Here is a 17306-nt window from a genome sequence, read left to right as displayed (position 1 = left end):
CGGCCTTTGCGGTGCGCCATTGTTGCAGCACCCCGAAGGGGCGCTGTCTCAGGCCACCACTGTGGCGCGGAAGAGCGTGCCCGGGCCGCCGTCGGTGCCCGTGATGCGCACGATCTCGCCGGCCGGTACGAAGGCCGATTCGCCTGGGGCGAGCGCCAGCTCGCCCACCGTCACGCCGCCCGCGGTGCACAGCAGGATCTGCGGGGTCGGGGCCGTCAGGTCGCATGGCGCGGAGTCGGCGGCCAGCACGAAGCGGGAGAGGCGGAATTCGTCGATCGGGGTGGCGTACACCTCTTCGCCGGTGGGCGAGGGCTCGGGGCGCAGCACACCAGGGTCGGTCGCCTCGAGGCGGACGATGCGCAGCAGTTCGGGTACGTCGACGTGCTTGGGCGTCAGTCCGCAGCGCAGCACGTTGTCGGAGTTGGCCATGATCTCGACGCCGAGGCCGGTCAGGTAGGCGTGCGGGACTCCGGCGCCGAGGAACAGGGCCTCGCCGGGCTGGAGTCGGACGTGGTTGAGCAGCATGGCCGCGATGACACCCGGGTCGCCGGGATAGTGGCGGGCGATGGAGGCGTACGGGGCGTAGGGGCCGCCGAGCCGTTCGGCGGCGGCCGCCGCCTCGTGGACCGTGGCCGCCATCTCCTCGCGGTCCGCGGTCAGTACGGCGGTGAGGATCTCGCGGAGGGCTGCCTCCTCGGGGTGGGCGTGCAGCAGGTCGACGTACGGCTTGAGGGAGTCCACGTCGAGACCGGCGAGCAGATCGGCGGCCTCGGCGGGTGCGCGGAAGCCGCACAGGCCGTCGAACGGCGTGAGCGCGCAGATCAGTTCGGGCTTGTGGTTGGCGTCCTTGTAGTTGCGGTGCGGGGCGTCGAGCGGAACGCCAGCCTCTTCCTCGGCGGTGTATCCGGCCTTCGCCTGGGCGAGGTCGGGGTGGACCTGGAGGGACAGCGGGGCACCGGCCGCGAGCAGCTTCAGCAGAAACGGCAGCCGGGGGCCGAACTTGGCGACGGCCGCCGCGCCGAGCTCCCGCTCGGGTGCGTCGGCGATGACCTCGGACAGCGGCCGGGCGTTCTCGCCGCCACGGCTGACGTGGGAAGGCGCACCGGGGTGGGCACCCATCCACATCTCGGCCTGCGGCTCGCCCGTGGGAGCGACGCCGAGCAGCTCCGGGATGGCGGTCGTGGACCCCCAGGCGTAGGGGCGCACGGTGTTGGCGAGGCGATCCATGGGCTTCTCGGTCCTTCTTCGGTACGGCTGTGTGCGGGGCGGTACGGCCGGCTGCGGGGCACCGGCTCCGGTTCGTCGGCCCTTGATACGGCGGGCCCGCGTACGCGGAGCGCCGGTTCGGCGGACGCCCGGTGTCCGGCGGGTGTCCGCTGCGCGAGATCGCCTACGACTGGTCGCCCCGGCCGCGGTCGCCCGATTCCGCGAGCGACAAATACACGGCGGCGAAGTCCGTCACGGCGAGCAGCTCGGCGATCGATTCGAGTTCCGAGCCGTCCTCCGGTTCGAGTTCGCTGATCGGGGTGTCGTGACCGAGGGCGAGTTCGCGTGCAGCCGGCGCGGCGGTGAGCCCGCCCGCGGGCCGGTCGCGCAGCAGGACGATGCGGGCCCGCAGCGCCTGCGGCTCGTCGACCCGGTCACGGAAGAAGTCCTCGGGGTCCGCCCCGCCCGCGAAGTCCCCGACCAGGAGCACGCCGTGGGCGGGCAGCGCCTCCGGAAGCTCGGCGGCGAGCGCCGGCAGACCGGCGAGCTCGGCGAGGGCGGCGGCGAAGCGACGGCCCGCGGGGGCCGCGCCCGTGCCCTCCGTCCAGATGAGGGGGAGGCTGTCGGCGAGTTCGGCGGCGAGCGTCTTGGCCGGGTTGCTGTACGTCGCGATGGCGGGCCCGCACCGCTCGGCGGTGCGGTCGAGCCGGTCGGCGACCTTGGCGAGGATCTCGGGGGGCGCTTCGAGGAGCCCCACGCGGTCGAGGAGGGACAGCAGCGGTGTCAGCAGGGCCCACAGGGCTCCGGGGCTCGCCGCCTGGCCCTCCTCGTAAAGCTCGTAGGGGGCGGTGGCCATCGGGACGACCAGGCCGTGGGCGCCGTCGACCGCCTCGGACAGCGGGGAGGTGCGGGGTGCGACGGCGACGACGGTGCAGCCGCGCCGGTAGGCCTGCTCGGTGAGCAGGGCGAGGCCCGGTTCGCTGCCGTCGGTGGTGACGACCAGCAGCAGGTCCAGCGAGCCCGCCCAGCCGGGCAGGGCCCAGCGCAGGGCGCCCGCGGCGTGGGCCACGCCCGTGGGCCGCAGCGCGATGACGGGGGCGGACGCCCCGGCGAGGGCGCCGATGAGGTCGGCGACCCCGACGGCGGCGGTGCCGGGCCCGGCGACGAGCACGACCCGTGGGCGTCCTTCGGGGGTGAGTTCGGCGACTCCGGCCTCGGCCGCGTGCCGGGCCGCGGTGCGTACCCGCGCCCCGGCTTCGGCGGCGCCGCGCAGGAGGCCTCGGTGGTCGATGCGGGCGAGAGCGTCCGGGGCGTCGAGGAGCGACTCGTCGAGCATGGGGTGGGGCCTCCGATCGCCGTACGCGTGCGGGGGGGGCGGTGGTGGGGCCGGTCCCGCGGGGCGGGACGGCCGCGCTAGGCGGGGCGGCGGGCCTCGTCGACCAGGAGGACCGGGATGCCGTCCCGTACGGGGTAGGCCAGACCGCAGTCCGCGCCGGTGCAGATCAGCTCGGGCGTCTCGGCCGCCGTGCGGTCGTCGAACGGTGCGTGGCACGCCGGGCAGGCGAGGATCTCCAGGAGGCCGGCTTCGAGCGGCATGTCAGCGGTGTCCCTTCGGGCGTCTCACAGGTCCGGGGTGCGGTTCGGTCGCGTCGGACGTGCGGTCACGGTCTTGCGGTTCGGGCCTCGTCAGCCTACCGCCGGGAAGCGGGGTGCGGCTCGTTCTGACCACGCCCCCGGCGGTCCGGCGCGCCGGAGGCGGCCGGCGGGCGTGCGTCGCCGGAGGGGCCGGGCGGCCCGGCGAAGCCGGCGGTGCCGGGCTCAGGCGCGGACGAGTGCGAGGACCTCGTCGCGGATCTTCGTCATCAGCGCCTCGTCCCGGGCCTCGACGTTGAGCCGCAGCAGTGGCTCCGTGTTGGAGGCCCGCAGGTTGAACCACCAGTCGTCGGTGGCCACGGTCAGACCGTCCAGCTCGTCGGTCGTCACGCCCTCGCGGGTGGCGAAGGCGGCCCGTACCGCGGCCGACCGGCCGGCCTGGTCGTCGACCTGGGAGTTGATCTCGCCGGAGGCGGCGTACCGGTCGTACCGGTCGACCAGCCGGGACAGCGGGCCGTCCTGCGTGCCGAGGGCCGCGAGCACGTGGAGCGCGGCCAGCATGCCGGTGTCGGCGTTCCAGAAGTCGCGGAAGTAGTAGTGCGCGGAGTGCTCGCCGCCGAAGACGGCGCCGGTGCGGGCCATCTCCTCCTTGATGAACGAGTGCCCCACCCGGGTGCGCACCGGCGTGCCGCCCTGTTCGCGCACGACCTCCGGGACCGACCATGACGTGATCAGGTTGTGGATCACCGTGCCGCCCGGGTGCCTGGCCAGCTCGCGGGAGGCGACGAGGGCGGTGATCGCGGACGGCGAGACGCCCTCGCCGCGCTCGTCGACGACGAAGCAGCGGTCGGCGTCGCCGTCGAAGGCGAGGCCCAGGTCGGCGCCCTCGGCGACGACGCGGGCCTGGAGGTCGACGATGTTCGCGGGGTCGAGGGGGTTGGCCTCGTGGTGGGGGAAGGTGCCGTCGAGCTCGAAGTACATCGGGACGAGCGTGACGGGGAGGGAACCGAAAACGGTGGGGACGGTGTGGCCGCCCATGCCGTTGCCCGCGTCCACGACGACCTTCAGCGGGCGCATCGCGGACAGGTCGACGAGCGAGAGCAGGTGGGCCGCGTAGTCGGCGAGCGTCTCCCGCTGGGTGACCGTGCCGCGCCGGGCGGCCGGCTCGGGCCCGCCGTCGGCGGACCAGGCGGTGACGAGGTCGCGGATGTCGGCGAGGCCGGTGTCCTGGCCGACGGGCGCGGCGCCGGCGCGGCACATCTTGATGCCGTTGTACTGGGCGGGGTTGTGCGACGCGGTGAACATCGCCCCCGGCAGGCCCAGGTGCCCGGAGGCGAAGTACAGCTGGTCGGTCGAGCACAGGCCGATCAGGGTGACGTCCGCGCCGCGGGCGGCGGCGCCGCGCGCGAACGCGCCGGACAGACCGGGCGACGACGGCCGCATGTCGTGGCCGACGACGATCGCGTCGGCGCCGGTCACCTGGACGAACGCGGCGCCGAAGAGCTCGGCGACCTGCTCGTCCCACTGATCCGGCACCACTCCGCGGACGTCGTACGCCTTCACGATCTGCGACAGATCAGCAGCCACGGCCCAATCCTCCTGAAGTCTTGGCGGTCGCATCAAACTACCCGCCGCAGGTGTGCGCAGCGTGCCCGGACCGGGCTTCTGGGAAGTGATCCGCTGCGGCGCGCCCGCCCGGGCCGGGTGCCGTACGCGCCGGGCGCGGCGGCCGGGGCGGCGGGGACGGGTCAAGCGGGCGGTGGTGGGCGCGAGTTGGCCGGGAACAGCAGTGCGTGCGGGGAGCGGGCGGGACGCCGGGGAGGCGTCCGGGCGACTGCGCGGAGGGCGCGGCCGGGCATCGGGGAAGCGGCGGGGCGGAGGGGCGAGGGGAGCGTGCGGCTCAGTTGTCCGGGGAGCGCAGCACCCGCAGGTGGCCGCGGCGCGCGACCTCCATCGGGTCGGCCGGGCGGCGACCGCCCTGTCCGCCCGCCTCCGCGGTACGTCCCTGAGGCCGGGCCGCCTCCCGCACCGCGTTCGCCAGCGCTTCGAGGTCGTCACCGCTGGGGCGGGCCGGGGCCGAGCCGTCCGTGAGCCGCACGACCTCCCAGCCGCGTGGAGCGGTCAGCCGCTCGCTGTGCTCGGCGCACAGGTCGTAGCAGTGGGGCTCGGCGTAGGTGGCGAGCGGGCCGAGGACCGCAGTCGAATCGGCATAGACGTACGTCAGTGTCGCGACGGCAGGGCGGCCGCACGCGGTGCGCGAACAGCGACGTACAGGGCTCACGACGTTGGACGGTACCGCACTCTTGAGCGGGCTGCGACGACTCTCCACCAGGTCACTCCCCCGTGTCGTGGTGTGACATCCGACATAACGGCTGTTCCTGCAACTGGCCTGACCTGCACGGAAAGAGAACCACACGGGCGACGGTCGCACAGGAGCCGGTCACGACTTGGGGCGAATAATGTCAATCGGGCCGAGATCACCGATCTCCCGGGTCGTGCAATCGAGCCGAACCTTGGCCGGAATGGTCAATTGGCGACAAGGGGCGTGGGCGGGGCCGCGCGCCGGTCGCCGCTCGCGCGGGAGAGTTACCCTGCGTCGGTGATGGACAGTCCTGTACCGCCCCGCCCGACCGAGCCGAGACCGCGCCGCCGCGACCGCCACGGCCGGGGCATGCGCGGCCCCGTCGCCCCGCCGCAGGTCCCGCTGGCCGCCAGCCGCTCGGAGACCTTCCGCGACCTGGTGCAGGACTCCGTGGAGCGCCTGGAGCGGCACTGGCCGCAGCTGGCCGATGTCGATTTCCTGGTCCTGGACGTACCGGGCTCACCGGACGACTCGGTGCCGCTCGGCAGTGCGGAGCCCGCGGCGAAGGACCGTCCGGCGCGGATCATGATCTACCGCCGGCCCGTCGAGATCCGGACGAAGAACCGCGACGAACGGGCTCTGCTGGTGCACGAAGTGGTCGTCGAGCAGGTCGCGGAACTGCTCGGGCTCTCGCCCGAGTCGGTCGACCCCCGCTACGGCCAGGACTGACCCGGCGGCCCGTCGAAGGCCGCTCCCGGGACTCACGACTGCCGGTCGGGCCCGCCGGAGGAGGGCCCCACGACGACCTGTCCGGCCCGCGCGCCGCGGGGGGCCCACGACCTGTCCGGCTCGCGCGCCGCGGGGCACGGGCCCGTCGCGCATCGTCAGTCGTCGAGCACGGACAGGTCCTGCTCCGCCTCCGGGACGACCACCGTGCCCCGGTCGTCCGGCAGGTTCTGGATCGTGAACATCGGGATGCCGTCGTCCGCGATCTCCAGCGCGCGCGACGCGTGCACCGGTCCGCCCGAGAGCGTCTCGACCGTCACCGCGTAGGAGCCCTTCAGCCCGGCCGGCACCAGCGGCGTGATCGCCAGGGTCGTGCCGGCCTTCACCTTGTACGTCTTGACGGCCTGTGCGCCCCCTTCCGTGCCCGCCGACGCCGTGACCCTGACCTCGGCCGCCTCGCCGGGCGCGGTGAGCGAGAGGACCGAGCCCTTCGCGCGGTTGTCGGCGGCGGTGGCCCGCTCGCCGACCGGCGCGGCGGCGGGAACGAAGGCGATCTCCTTCTCGGCGCCCTTGCCGCGCACCACCCTCAGCGCCGCCACGACGGGCGTGGCGCGTCCCTTCTCCGCGGGGCTGAGGATCAGCGATCCGGCCTCTCCCTTGGCGATGTCGGCGAGGTCGACGCTCGCCGTCATCCCGGACTTCACGTGCAGCAACTCGTGTCCGGCCGGGGTGATCGTCCCGGTGGGGCCCGCGAGTTGGACCTTCAGCGCGGCGTCGTCGTCGCCCGGGGCGAAGGCCACCAGCTGCACCGACGTCGCGTCCGACGGGATACCGGGCAGTACGACGGTGCCGGCCGGGTCGGCGGAGGCGGCGAGCCAGTCGCTGCCGTCGGTCTCGTCGGCGGCCCGTACGACCGCGCCCACGCGGCCGGTACGGGTGGTCACGTGGACGGTCACCTCGTCCGCCTTGTCGGCGGTGAGCGTCGGGAGCAGCACGGGGACGCTGGAGCCTGCCGGGACGGGGATGCCCTCCGTCAGCGTCGTCCTGAGCGCCCCGTCCTTGCCGTACAGCTCGATGTCGGCGACGGCCCCGGCCTCGTCGGGGTTGGTCAGGTGCACGTAGTCCTGGCGGCCCTCGGCGAGGGAGGCGCCGGGGAACCAGAAGTCGGTGTCGGGTCCGGTGCAGCTGACGCCGAGCAGCCCCCGCCCGCTGCCCGCGGTGACCGACGTCGTCTGCTGGGTGGTCCAGCCGGGCGCGAGGGAGCCGGTGGCGGTGCCGACGAGGGCGGGGGCCTCGCCGCCGTCCACCTCGGCGGAGACCGGCTTGCCGGGCTCCTTCACGGCGACGACCGGCTTCTCGGGAGCGGGCTTCTTCGCGCCTTCCTTGGCCGCGTCCTTCTTCTTTCCGTCCTTGGCGGGCGCGGCGTCGGTGTCTGCCAACACGGCGGCCGAAGGCCGCAGTTCGGCCGAGTCCGCCGGCTCGCCGGCGTCCTTCTGTCCCCCGCTCTGCTTCCGCGCGGGCGTGAACGAGGTGTAGCGGGTCTCGGCGAGCTCGGAGCTGCTCGGCGCAGGGCACAGCAGGCTGGAGCGTTCCACGGGCAGCGGCAGCGCGAGGTCGCCGCGCGTCGGCTCGGTGCCGTCCGGGACGGTCAGCGAGGCGAATCCGGTGACCGCCGCGAGGGCGGTGGTGACCGCGATCAGGGAGATGGTCGTGCGCTTCACTCTGACTCGCCTCGCGTCGTGCCGGGGGCCTGGGCGGGCGGCTCGGGGTACGGGCCGCCGTCGGGGTACTGCTCGCCGTATCCGTAGGGGGCGTGGTCGCGCCCGTCCTGCGGGTACTGCTCGTCGCCGTAGGGCTCCGACCCGTACGGGTCGCCCTGGTAGGGCTGCTGGTACGCGCCGTCGCCGTAGGGCTGCTGGGATCCGTAGGGCTGCTCGCCGGCGTACTGGCCGCCCGGGTACTGCTCGGCGCCGTACGCGTAGCCGCCGTCGCCGTAGGGCTGCTGGGCCTGCCAGTCGCCGTAACCCTGCTGGGGAACCGCCGCGTAGGGAGCGGCCTGTTCGCCTTGTCCGGCGGTGAACGGAGCGGGCGCGTCCGGCTGTTGGGCGTACGGGCCGGGGTCGGGTGCGCTGTCCTCGGCGGCTGCCGCCTCGGCCTCGGCCTGGGCGCGCAGCCGGCGCGCCCTGCGGCCCTCGCCGGCCTCCGGCTGGAGGGGAACGGCGAGTTCCTCCTCGGGCAGGTCGTCGTCGATCTCACGGCGGCGGCCCGGCAGCGCGAGCACCACCAGGACGAGCGCGAGGAACGCCTGGATCCAGATCCACGCCGTGTGCGTCGCCGGGTCCTCGTACGTCAGGTCGAGCCGTCCGCCCTCGGCGGGCAGTTCGAAGCCCTGTGCCCAGCCGTCGACGGTCGTCTTCTCCAGCGGGCGGCCGTCGAGTGTGGCCTGCCAGCCCTCGGCGGCGCGGTCGGCGATGCGCAGGACGCGGCCGGAGCCGCCGGCGGGGATCTTGGTGTGCGCCTCGACGGCGTCGGAGGCGACGGGCAGCGGTTCGCTCCTGCCGTCGACGATCGTTGCCCGGGCGACCTGGCGGTCGACCCTCCACAGCGCGCTGCCGTCGAGCTGGCTGAGCCGGCTCAGTCCGGGGGTGGCGTCGAGGACGCGGCTGGTCTGGCGGGGCGATCCGTCGCGTACGAGCACGTAGCGGATCGCGTAGCCGCTGAGCTGGTCGGTCTGGTCGGCGCCGGAGCCGGCGACCAGGTGCGCGACGATCTTGTCGAGGCGGGTGTCGCCGCCGCCCGCCTCGGCGAGCTCGGCGTCCCCGAGCCGGCCGCCGGAGCCGCGCACCAGGGTGTACGAGACCTTGTCGGCCGAGGTGCCGCCGAGGACGAGGGTGCGGGGCTGGTCGCGGGTGTCGCTCTCCTCGGCGACGAACGCGGGCACCTGGACCGGGTCCCGGCGCGTGAGCGGGCCCGCGGCGCCGTCGATCATCCAGCCGGCCGCGGCGGCGACGGGTGCGAGCGCCGCGGCGAGCCCGATCAGGGCGGCGACGGGCTGCCGCCAGCCGAAGCTCTGGGCGGCGACGCGGGTGCGCCCGCCCTCGGCGCCGAGCACGGCCGCGGACAGCAGCGCGATGCCGTAGACGAGGGTGGCGGGCCCGGCCCAGCCGGAGCCGTTGGTCAGGGCCGCGAGGACCAGGGCGACCAGGGCGACGGCCCAGGAGGTACGGATGGCGAACTGCCGTTCCTCGCGCAGCAGGGCGGCGAGCGCGGCCAGCACGATGCCGAGCATCAGGACGCCGCCGACGGCTCCGGGGCCGCCGGGGCTGATGCCGAGCAGGTCGAGCGCGTCGGCCGAGCCGCTGCCGAACTCCAGACCGGCCTCGCGGAAGAACCCGGAGGGGCTGGTCAGCAGGGAGAGCGACCAGGGAGCGAGGACGAGCATCGGGGTGCCGACGGCGGCGAGGAAGCGCAGCGCGTAGGCGGTGATGTCGTTCCGTCGCAGGACCAGCACGGCGATGCCGGTGAACAGGGCGAGCGGCCACACCACAGGTGTGAAGGCCATCGCGAAGGTCAGCAGCAGGGCGTACGCCCAAGTGGCCCGCCAGCTGCCGCGACCACCGCCCCTGATGCGCAGTCCGTGTGCGGCGACGGCGGCACGGGCGACGAGCGGCAGCACGATCGCGAGGACGGCGGTGCCGAGCCGTCCGGTGGCGAGTGCTCCGGTCGCGGCGGGCAGGAAGGCGTACGCGATGCTCGCCCAGGCGCGCAGCAGGCGGGACTCGACGATGGGCCGGGACGCGAAGTATGCGGTGAGGCCGGCGAGCGGGACCGAGCAGACGAGCAGCACGGTCAGGGCGAGGCCGGTGGAGCCGAGGAACAGCACGGACAGGACGGCGAGGACCGCGAGGTAGGGGGGTGCCGTCTGGGTGCCGCCGGCGCCGACCGGGTGCCAGCCGTCCGCGTAACGGCTCCACAGGTCGGCGACGTCGGCGGGTGCGGGCAGCAGGGCGCCGCCGGCCAGCGCGCCGCCGCCGTACAGTCCCCGGCAGGCGATGAGGGAGACGACGAGGAGGACGGCGAACAGGAGCGGCCCCGGCTTGCGAGCGATCTTCTTCAGCCGCGCGAACTGCTCGATCTCCAGGAATTCCGCGTCGTCGTCGCCGGGCCCCGACTCGACGACGCCGTGCCGGGAGCCGCCGGAGTCGGCCTGCGAGCCGCCGAAGTCCGAGACGACCTGTTCCACGGTGGCGCGGACGGTCGCTCCGGGCGGCGGGAACAGCGGTCGCAGCTCGCTCGCCTCGACCGCCCGCTGTGCGCGTCTGCGACGGCCCGCGAGGAGGCGCTCGGGCCGCAGCAGGACGCCGAAGAGACCCATGACCTCGTCGACGGCCTGGCCCGGGACCTTGCCGACGAGATAGGCCAGGGTGCGCAGCAGGGTGCCGACCACGAGGCGCAGCAGGACCCAGGGCAGGGCGACACCGCGGGTGTTGGTCAGCAGGGTGTAGACGGCGCCGGCCTTGTCGACGCGGTGCGGGCTGGCGACGGACCGGCCCACGCAGTCGACGGTGCGCCGCTCGCGGGCGGCGGCCTCCGCGTGGCGCAGGACGGCGCCGGGGGCGATGAGGACGCGGTGTCCGGCGGCGTGGGCGCGCCAGCACAGGTCGACGTCGTCACGCATCAGCGGCAGCCTGCGGTCGAAGCCGCCGAGCTCCTCGTACACGTCGCGGCGGATGAGCATGCCCGCGGAGGAGACGGAGAGGACCGAGCGGATCTGGTCGTGCTGGCCCTGGTCCTGTTCGCGCCGGTCGAGTCCGGTCCAGCGGCGGCCGCTGTTGGCGATGGAGACGCCCGCTTCGAGGAGCTGCTTGCGGTCGTACCAGCCGCGCAGCTTGGGGCCGACGACCGCGGCGTAGGGGTCGGAGTCGGCGACGCGCAGCAGCTCGGCGAGTGCCGTGGGCTCGGGTGCGCAGTCGTCGTGGAGCAGCCACAGCCACTGCACGGGCTCGCCGTGCGGCAGCTCGGGCATGTCGTACGCCTCGTCGCGCCAGGTCCTGGTGACCGGGTCCCAGCCGCTGGGCCGCTTCAGGTAGGGCAGGTCGTCGGGGGTGAGCACCCCGGCGGTGCGGACGGCCTCGTCGACGGCGGCGCCGAAGCCGGTGCGCCGGGCGAGGTGCAGGACGCGGTCGGCGCCGAGGGCGTCGGTGAGCGTCTGCGCCGAGTCGTCGGCGCTGCCGGTGTCGGCGGCCACGACGTTCTGTACGGGGCGTTCCTGGCCGAGCAGTCCCGCGAGGGCGTCGGGCAGCCAGCGCGCGCCGTCGTGGGAGACGAGCACGGCGGTGACGACGTGCCTCGGGAACTCGGGCGCGTGTGCCGGGACAAACGCGGCGGTGGTGGCGGACATTGAGGTACGGGCCCTCCGGCCAAGGTCGCCCCGAAGGGGCGTTGGTGCGTCACGGACGGGGCCCCACACTAACGGCACGAGGAAAGCGCTGCGGCGCGGAGCGCCTCGTTGAGGGGCGGTGGTCGGGCGACGAGAGGGCGAACGGTCCGCCGCCTGTGCACCGGGCACAGACGGCGGACCGTTCACTTTGTGGTCAGTTGTGCCTTTTGGCCGGTCGGTGACCGTCCGCGATCAGACCGCGGCCTTCTTGAGCCGACGGCGCTCGCGCTCCGAGAGGCCGCCCCAGATTCCGAATCGCTCGTCGTTGTTGAGGGCGTACTCAAGACATTCGGAGCGGACCTCGCAGGCGAGGCAGACCTTCTTGGCCTCCCTGGTGGAACCGCCCTTCTCGGGGAAGAAGGACTCGGGATCGGTCTGGGCGCACAACGCGCGCTCCTGCCAGCCGAGTTCCTCGTCCGCGTCCTCGACCAGCAGTTGTTGGAACAGCTCGGTCATGTGCGCCCCTCGTCTGTCTTTACGTCCCCGTGATGTTGCCGCGATCGTTTTCGGCCGAACGACACGAGTGAAATTACAAGTGTGTGGCTCCGGGCCAGTCAAGCCACGATCTGCTATTGAGCCCGGTATTCACTCTGCGGAACCAAGGCTATGCGGAAAGTGTTCAAATCACCAAAAATCTGACACATGCCAGCGGCCTGTTCCGCACCTCCTCCCTCAGAGGGGGAAGACGTCGCAAACATCGATCATGTTGCGATCAAGCCATCGAAGCGATCCGGATCACAGTACGGTCACGGCGCCCCAACGGCGTTTGCGAGAACGGTTGCTGCCGCATGTCTCCCGGTCCGCGACTGCACAAACCTTTCTCTGCTCGCAGTAACCGGATGTGATGAAACATTGCCGCCAAATCGGTCATTGGGTTGACATCGGGTAAGGGGAGCAGTCACCTTTGATCCCATGCCAGCGACCTCAGCGCCCTACGCGACCCGCCTCCGCGGGTTCCGCAGCGCTGTCCAGGCGCGCTGTTGCTGTTGCTGTTCCAGCTGTTGACGCCCACGAGCTCCAGCTTCTTCTTCTCGCATCGCCCCGCACTGCCTGCTCTGCGACACCCCAGCACTTCCTGCCGAGGAACCCCCGCACCCATGAACAGCGACAGCGACCTCCAGATCGCCGGCGACATCCTCGCCGTCCAGCACCTGCTCCAGCCCGCCCGCGAGCACCCCGCCACCGTGGCCGAGTTCGCCGGGCTCGCCCGGTCCATCGCCGCCGACCGCGCGCGCTGGGAGCACCTCGTCGAGTACGACGCCACCTCCCGCTGGTACCACCGCCTGCAGACCGGCCCCGGCTACGAGGTCTGGCTGCTGAGCTGGGTCCCCGGCCAGGGCAGCGGCCTGCACGGCCACGGCGCCTCCTCCGGCGTGCTCACCGTGCTCGACGGCGAGCTCACCGAACGCACCGAGGGCGGCGAGCGGTCCCTGGCCGCGGGCGCGCAGCGCGTCTTCGCCCCCGGCTATGTCCACGAGGTCGTCAACGACTCCCTGGAGCCGGCCGTCAGTCTGCACGTGTACTACCCGGGCCTGACCGAGATGCCCATGCACACCTCCGCCCGGTGCACGCAGGAGTCCGTTCCGGTCTGAGGGGCCGTCGGCGCGCCTGCCAAGATGGGCACATGCGCATTGTGGTTCTGGCCGGCGGTATCGGCGGCGCCCGTTTCCTCCGTGGTCTCCAGCAGGCCGCGCCCGAGGCGGACGTCACGGTGATCGGCAACACCGGTGACGACATCCATCTGTTCGGGCTGAAGGTCTGCCCCGACCTCGACACCGTGATGTACACCCTCGGCGGTGGCATCAACGAGGAGCAGGGCTGGGGACGCAGCGACGAGACGTTCCAGGTCAAGAACGAGCTGGCCGCGTACGGCGTCGGGCCCGAGTGGTTCGGGCTCGGCGACCGCGACTTCGCCACGCACATCGTCCGCACCCAGATGATCGGCGCCGGCTACCCGCTCAGCGCCGTCACGGAGGCGCTGTGCGACCGGTGGCAGCCGGGCGTACGGCTGCTGCCGATGTCCGACGACCGCGTCGAGACGCACGTCGCCGTCACCCTCGACGGAGAGCGCCGGGTCGTCCACTTCCAGGAGTACTGGGTCAGGCTGCGGGCATCCGTGCCCGCCGAGGCCGTCGTGCCGGTCGGCGCCGAGCAGGCCAAGCCGGCGCCCGGCGTGCTGGAGGCGATCGCCGAGGCGGACGTCGTCCTCTTCCCGCCGTCCAACCCCGTCGTCAGCATCGGCACCATCCTGTCCGTGCCCGGCATCCGCGAGGCGATCGCCGACGCGGGCGTGCCGGTCGTGGGCCTGTCCCCCATCGTCGGCGACGCGCCCGTGCGCGGCATGGCCGACAAGGTGCTCGCCGCCGTGGGCGTGGAGGCGACGGCGGCGGCCGTCGCCCGGCACTACGGCTCCGGGCTGCTCGACGGCTGGCTCGTCGACACGGTCGACGCCGCCGCCGTGCCGGACGTCGAGGCGGCGGGCATCCGCTGCCGCGCCGTGCCGCTGATGATGACCGGCACCGACGCGACCGCGGAGATGGCCCGCGCTGCCCTGGCGCTGGCCGAGGAGGTACGGGGGTGAGCTCGCCCTCCTACCGGGTCTGGGCGCTGCCCGGCATCGACGAGGTCCGGCCGGGCGACGACCTGGCCAAGCTGATCGCCGCGACCGCGCCCGCACTCGTCGACGGCGACGTCCTGCTCGTCACCTCGAAGATCGTCAGCAAGGCCGAGGGCCGGATCGTCGAGGCGGCGGACCGCGAGGCGGCGATCGACGCCGAGACGGTGCGGGTGGTCGCGCGGCGGGGCCCTCTGCGCATCGTCGAGAACCGCCAGGGCCTGGTCATGGCCGCGGCGGGGGTCGACGCCTCCAACACCCCCGCGGGCACCGTGCTCCTGCTTCCCGAGGACCCCGACGCCTCGGCCCGCGCGATCCGCGACGGGCTGCGCGACGAACTGGGCGTCGAGATCGGCGTGATCGTCACCGACACGTCCGGGCGGCCGTGGCGCAGCGGGCTGACCGACGTCGCGATCGGCGCCGCCGGGGTCCGCGTGCTGGACGATCTGCGCGGCGGCACGGACGCGTACGGCAATCCGCTGACCGCGACCGTGGTCGCCACGGCCGACGAGCTCGCCGCCGCGGGCGACCTGGTGAAGGGCAAGGCCGAGGGGCTGCCCGTCGCCGTCGTCCGGGGACTGGCGCACGTGGTCGACGAGGCCGGCCCCGGCGCGCGGGCGCTCGTACGGGACGCGGCCGACGACATGTTCCGGCTCGGGACGTCGGAGGCGGTGCGCGAGGCGGTGACGCAGCGGCGTACGGTACGCGCGTTCACGGACCAGCCGGTGGACGGCGGGGCGGTGCGCCGCGCGGTCGCCGCGGCGGTGACCGCGCCCGCCCCGCACCACACCACGCCGTGGCGCTTCGTCCTGCTGGAGTCCGCGTCCTCCCGCGTCCGTCTGCTCGACGCGATGCGCGAGGCGTGGGTCGCGGATCTGCGGCGCGACGGCGCGTCGCAGGAGGCGATCGCGCGGCGCGTACGGCGCGGGGACGTCCTGCGGCGCGCGCCCTACCTGGTGGTCCCCTGCCTGGTCGCCGACGGCGCGCACACATACGGCGACGAACGCCGGGACACCGCCGAGCGCGAGATGTTCGTGACCGCGGTGGGCGCGGGCATCCAGAACTTCCTGGTCGCGCTCGCGGGCGAGCGGCTGGGCTCGGCGTGGGTGTCGTCGACGATGTTCTGCCGCGAGGTGGTGCGCGAGGTGCTGGGGCTGCCGTCCACGTGGGACCCGATGGGCGCGGTGGCGATCGGTCACCCGGCGGCCGCGCCGACGGCACGGCCGGCGCGGGACGCGGCGTCGTTCATCGAGGTGCGGTAGCACTCGGCCGGGCGGCGGCCCGGGGCACGCCCCCGAGCACGGTCGGGGCCGCACCGGGCGGGGTCACCACGCCGCGATGTCCACCCGGCGCATCTTGGGCTCGCGGCGGGGCGGCACGCGGCCCGAGAGCAGGATCAGCCGGGCGGCACGGTGGCGCTGGCCCTCGTAAGGGGCCAGCAGCTCCAGCATCGCCGCGTCGTCCGCGTTCCGGTCGCCCGCCAGGGCGTAACCCACGATCCGGGGCAGATGGAGGTCGCCCACCGTCACCGCGTCGGCCGCGCCGTTGCTGCGCTGCACCGTCTCGGCCGACGTCCACGGGCCGATGCCCGGGATCAACTCCAGCCGGGCTCTGGCCTGTACGGGCTCCATCGCCGCCGCCTCCTCCAGGCGGCGCGCCACCTTCACCGCCCGCAGGATCGTCGAGGCACGCTTGTTGTCCACGCCCGCGCGGTGCCACTCCCAGGACGGGATCATCGCCCAGCCGCGCGGATCCGGCATGACGTGCAGCCGCTCGTCCGGGCCGGGCGCCGGCTCGCCGTACCGGCGGACCAGCAGCCGCCACGCCCGGTACGCCTCGTCCGTCGTGATCTTCTGTTCGAGAATCGAGGGGATCAGGGACTCCGTCACCAGCCCCGTGCGCACCAGCCGCAGCCCCGGCCGGCGGCGCTGAGAGGCGGCGACCAGGCGGTGGCGCGGCGTGAAGCCCTCGGGTGTGTCTGCCGCGCCGAGCAGGTCGGGCAGCCGGTCGAGCAGCCACTCGCCGCCCGCGCCCCACGCCTCGGCCTCCACCGTGCCGCCCCGCAGGGCGACCCGCAGCGTGCCGGGGCCCTCGGGCGTGCGGCTGGCCCGCCAGACGGAGCCGTCGGGCGTCGTACGGAAGGTGGGGTCGGCCGGCCCGCGCCGCAGCGGCCCGAGGACCAGGCCCAGGTCGAGTGGCCACGGCGGCGTCCACCGGCGTGTGCGGGCGGCCGAGACCTGACGCGGTACGGCGGCGGGTACGCGTGTCGCGCCGCCGCGCACCCCCGCGCGGCCGGCGCCCGGTTCGAAGCGTCCTGCCATGCGGTCAGGCTACTGGTCGGAGGAGAAGCGGACCGCGCCCGCCGGGAGCACCGCGTCGCACCACACCCGCGCGCCGTCCCTGAGCTCGTTGTCCTCCCCGACCACCGCGCCGTCGCCGACGACCACGCCGGACAGGACCGTGCGGGCGCCGATACGCGCGCCTTCGCCGACGAGCGAGCCGGAGATCACCGCGCCCGCCCCCACGACGGCGCCCGCGAGGACCGTGCTGCCGTCGATGCGCGCGCCCTCGCCCACCACGGCGCCCTCGCCGACGACCGTGCCGCCGGTCAGCTTCGCGTCGGCCGCCACGCGCGCGGAAGGCAGCACCAGCCGGTCGCCGCGCCGGCCGGGGACCGCCGGGGACGGGGCACGGCCGAGCACCAGGTCGGCGGAGCCGCGCACGAAGGCGTGCGGGGTGCCGAGGTCCAGCCAGTACGTGGAGTCCACCATGCCCTGCAGGTGGGCGCCGGAACGCAGCAGCTTCGGGAACGTCTCGCGTTCGACGGAGACGGACCGGCCGTCGGGGATCGTGTCGATGACCGAGCGGCGGAAGACGTAGGCGCCGGCGTTGATCTGGTCGGTGACGATCTCCTGTGGCGTCTGCGGCTTCTCGAGGAAGGCCGTGACGCGTCCGGTGACGTCCGTCGGCACGAGGCCGTAGGCGCGAGGGTCGTCCACGCGGGTGAGGTGGAGGGAGACGTCCGCACCGGTCGCGCGGTGGGTGTCGACCAGGGCCCCGATGTCGAGGCCGGTGAGGATGTCGCCGTTGAAGACGAGAACGGGGTCGTCGGGCCCGGACCGCAGCCGGGAGGCGACGTTGCGGATCGCGCCGCCGGTGCCGAGCGGCTCCTCCTCGGTCACGTACTCCAGGTGGAGTCCGAGCGCCGAGCCGTCGCCGAAGTACGGCTCGAACACCTCGGCCAGGTAGGAGGTGGCGAGCACGATGTGCTCGACGCCCGCGGACCGCGCCCGCGCCAACTGGTGGGTGAGGAAGGGCACACCGGCCGCGGGGACCATCGGCTTCGGTGTCCGGACGGTCAGCGGACGCAGCCGGGTGCCCTTGCCTCCGACCAGGAGAATCGCTTCTGGAGCCTGGTTCAATGC

14 protein-coding genes are annotated in these 17306 nt (G+C 74.0%); 4 read left to right on the top strand and 10 right to left on the bottom strand.

The features are described from left to right. Positions 1–48: 48 nt before the first annotated feature. The 5 genes from manA to QFZ82_RS24350 all read right to left on the bottom strand — a co-directional run bounded on the left by manA (position 49) and on the right by QFZ82_RS24350 (position 5128). The gene (gene manA, locus QFZ82_RS24370; RefSeq protein ID WP_307715183.1) at positions 49–1227 is read right to left on the bottom strand and encodes a mannose-6-phosphate isomerase, class I; all 1179 of its coding nucleotides are present in this window, start codon (positions 1225–1227) and stop codon (positions 49–51) included. Between the two features lie 163 nt (positions 1228–1390). Further along, positions 1391–2542 carry an SIS domain-containing protein gene (locus QFZ82_RS24365; protein ID WP_307715182.1) on the bottom strand — a complete coding sequence of 384 codons (1152 nt, stop codon included), beginning with the start codon at positions 2540–2542 and terminating at the stop codon, positions 1391–1393. Positions 2543–2619: 77 nt separating this feature from the next. Beyond that, the gene (locus tag QFZ82_RS24360) at positions 2620–2802 is read right to left on the bottom strand and encodes a Trm112 family protein (RefSeq protein WP_307715181.1); all 183 of its coding nucleotides are present in this window, start codon (positions 2800–2802) and stop codon (positions 2620–2622) included. A gap of 222 nt (positions 2803–3024) precedes the next feature. Beyond that, positions 3025–4386 (bottom strand): phosphomannomutase/phosphoglucomutase, encoded by a 1362-nt coding sequence (locus QFZ82_RS24355; protein ID WP_307715180.1) that lies wholly within the window; start codon positions 4384–4386, stop codon positions 3025–3027. A 313-nt stretch (positions 4387–4699) separates the two neighbouring features. Beyond that, a complete protein-coding gene (locus tag QFZ82_RS24350) occupies positions 4700–5128 on the bottom strand; it encodes a DUF3499 domain-containing protein (protein WP_307715179.1) in 429 nt (142 codons plus the stop codon). Positions 5129–5401: 273 nt separating this feature from the next. On the opposite strand from QFZ82_RS24350, the gene QFZ82_RS24345 reads away from it, so the two are divergent. Continuing rightward, entirely contained in the window at positions 5402–5830 is a 429-nt protein-coding gene (locus tag QFZ82_RS24345; protein ID WP_307715178.1) for a metallopeptidase family protein, read from the top strand. 155 nt (positions 5831–5985) lie between these two features. Here the strand turns inward: QFZ82_RS24345 and QFZ82_RS24340 are convergent, their stop codons facing one another. The 3 genes from QFZ82_RS24340 to QFZ82_RS24330 all read right to left on the bottom strand — a co-directional run bounded on the left by QFZ82_RS24340 (position 5986) and on the right by QFZ82_RS24330 (position 11723). After that, positions 5986–7548 carry a DUF5719 family protein gene (locus QFZ82_RS24340; protein WP_307715177.1) on the bottom strand — a complete coding sequence of 521 codons (1563 nt, stop codon included), beginning with the start codon at positions 7546–7548 and terminating at the stop codon, positions 5986–5988. Next, the gene (locus QFZ82_RS24335) at positions 7545–11228 is read right to left on the bottom strand and encodes a glycosyltransferase family 2 protein (protein WP_307715176.1); all 3684 of its coding nucleotides are present in this window, start codon (positions 11226–11228) and stop codon (positions 7545–7547) included. The genes QFZ82_RS24340 and QFZ82_RS24335 overlap by 4 nt, the downstream gene beginning before the upstream one ends. Positions 11229–11459: 231 nt before the next feature. Then, the gene (locus QFZ82_RS24330) at positions 11460–11723 is read right to left on the bottom strand and encodes a WhiB family transcriptional regulator (protein ID WP_018846780.1); all 264 of its coding nucleotides are present in this window, start codon (positions 11721–11723) and stop codon (positions 11460–11462) included. A 641-nt stretch (positions 11724–12364) separates the two neighbouring features. Here QFZ82_RS24330 and QFZ82_RS24325 point away from each other — a divergent pair. From QFZ82_RS24325 to QFZ82_RS24315, 3 genes are read left to right on the top strand one after another with little or no spacing between them, the layout of a single operon-like run. Next, positions 12365–12859: a cysteine dioxygenase family protein gene (locus tag QFZ82_RS24325; RefSeq protein ID WP_177152307.1), complete on the top strand. Its 495-nt coding sequence runs from the start codon at positions 12365–12367 to the stop codon at positions 12857–12859. 32 nt (positions 12860–12891) lie between these two features. Further along, on the top strand, positions 12892–13848 hold the full coding sequence (gene cofD / locus QFZ82_RS24320; RefSeq protein ID WP_307715175.1) for a 2-phospho-L-lactate transferase: 957 nt from the start codon (positions 12892–12894) through the stop codon (positions 13846–13848). Beyond that, positions 13845–15143, top strand: a complete 1299-nt coding sequence (locus QFZ82_RS24315) for a coenzyme F420-0:L-glutamate ligase (protein ID WP_307715174.1) — start codon at positions 13845–13847, stop codon at positions 15141–15143. Before cofD ends, QFZ82_RS24315 begins: the two co-directional genes overlap by 4 nt. 63 nt (positions 15144–15206) lie before the next feature. On the opposite strand, the gene QFZ82_RS24310 is transcribed toward QFZ82_RS24315, so the two are convergent. After that, positions 15207–16202 carry a DNA-3-methyladenine glycosylase gene (locus QFZ82_RS24310; protein WP_307715173.1) on the bottom strand — a complete coding sequence of 332 codons (996 nt, stop codon included), beginning with the start codon at positions 16200–16202 and terminating at the stop codon, positions 15207–15209. A gap of 9 nt (positions 16203–16211) precedes the next feature. After that, positions 16212–17303 carry an NDP-sugar synthase gene (locus QFZ82_RS24305; RefSeq protein WP_307715172.1) on the bottom strand — a complete coding sequence of 364 codons (1092 nt, stop codon included), beginning with the start codon at positions 17301–17303 and terminating at the stop codon, positions 16212–16214. Positions 17304–17306 lie beyond the last annotated feature (3 nt).

It is taken from the genome of Streptomyces sp. V4I23 (genome assembly GCF_030817975.1).
GTDB lineage: Bacteria > Actinomycetota > Actinomycetes > Streptomycetales > Streptomycetaceae > Streptomyces.
The sequence above is the reverse complement of the archived record's forward strand: the minus strand, read 5'-3'. Positions and strand labels throughout refer to the sequence as shown.

Excerpts from the sequence above, each read along its gene's own strand:
- manA (WP_307715183.1), bottom strand. The coding sequence starts at position 1,227 with ATGGATCGCCTCGCCAACACCGTGCGCCCCTACGCCTGGGGGTCCACG.
- QFZ82_RS24365 (WP_307715182.1), bottom strand. The coding sequence starts at position 2,542 with ATGCTCGACGAGTCGCTCCTCGACGCCCCGGACGCTCTCGCCCGCATC.
- QFZ82_RS24360 (WP_307715181.1), bottom strand. The coding sequence starts at position 2,802 with ATGCCGCTCGAAGCCGGCCTCCTGGAGATCCTCGCCTGCCCGGCGTGC.
- QFZ82_RS24345 (WP_307715178.1), top strand. The coding sequence starts at position 5,402 with ATGGACAGTCCTGTACCGCCCCGCCCGACCGAGCCGAGACCGCGCCGC.
- QFZ82_RS24335 (WP_307715176.1), bottom strand. The coding sequence starts at position 11,228 with ATGTCCGCCACCACCGCCGCGTTTGTCCCGGCACACGCGCCCGAGTTC.
- QFZ82_RS24330 (WP_018846780.1), bottom strand. The coding sequence starts at position 11,723 with ATGACCGAGCTGTTCCAACAACTGCTGGTCGAGGACGCGGACGAGGAA.
- QFZ82_RS24325 (WP_177152307.1), top strand. The coding sequence starts at position 12,365 with ATGAACAGCGACAGCGACCTCCAGATCGCCGGCGACATCCTCGCCGTC.
- cofD (WP_307715175.1), top strand. The coding sequence starts at position 12,892 with ATGCGCATTGTGGTTCTGGCCGGCGGTATCGGCGGCGCCCGTTTCCTC.
- QFZ82_RS24310 (WP_307715173.1), bottom strand. The coding sequence starts at position 16,202 with ATGGCAGGACGCTTCGAACCGGGCGCCGGCCGCGCGGGGGTGCGCGGC.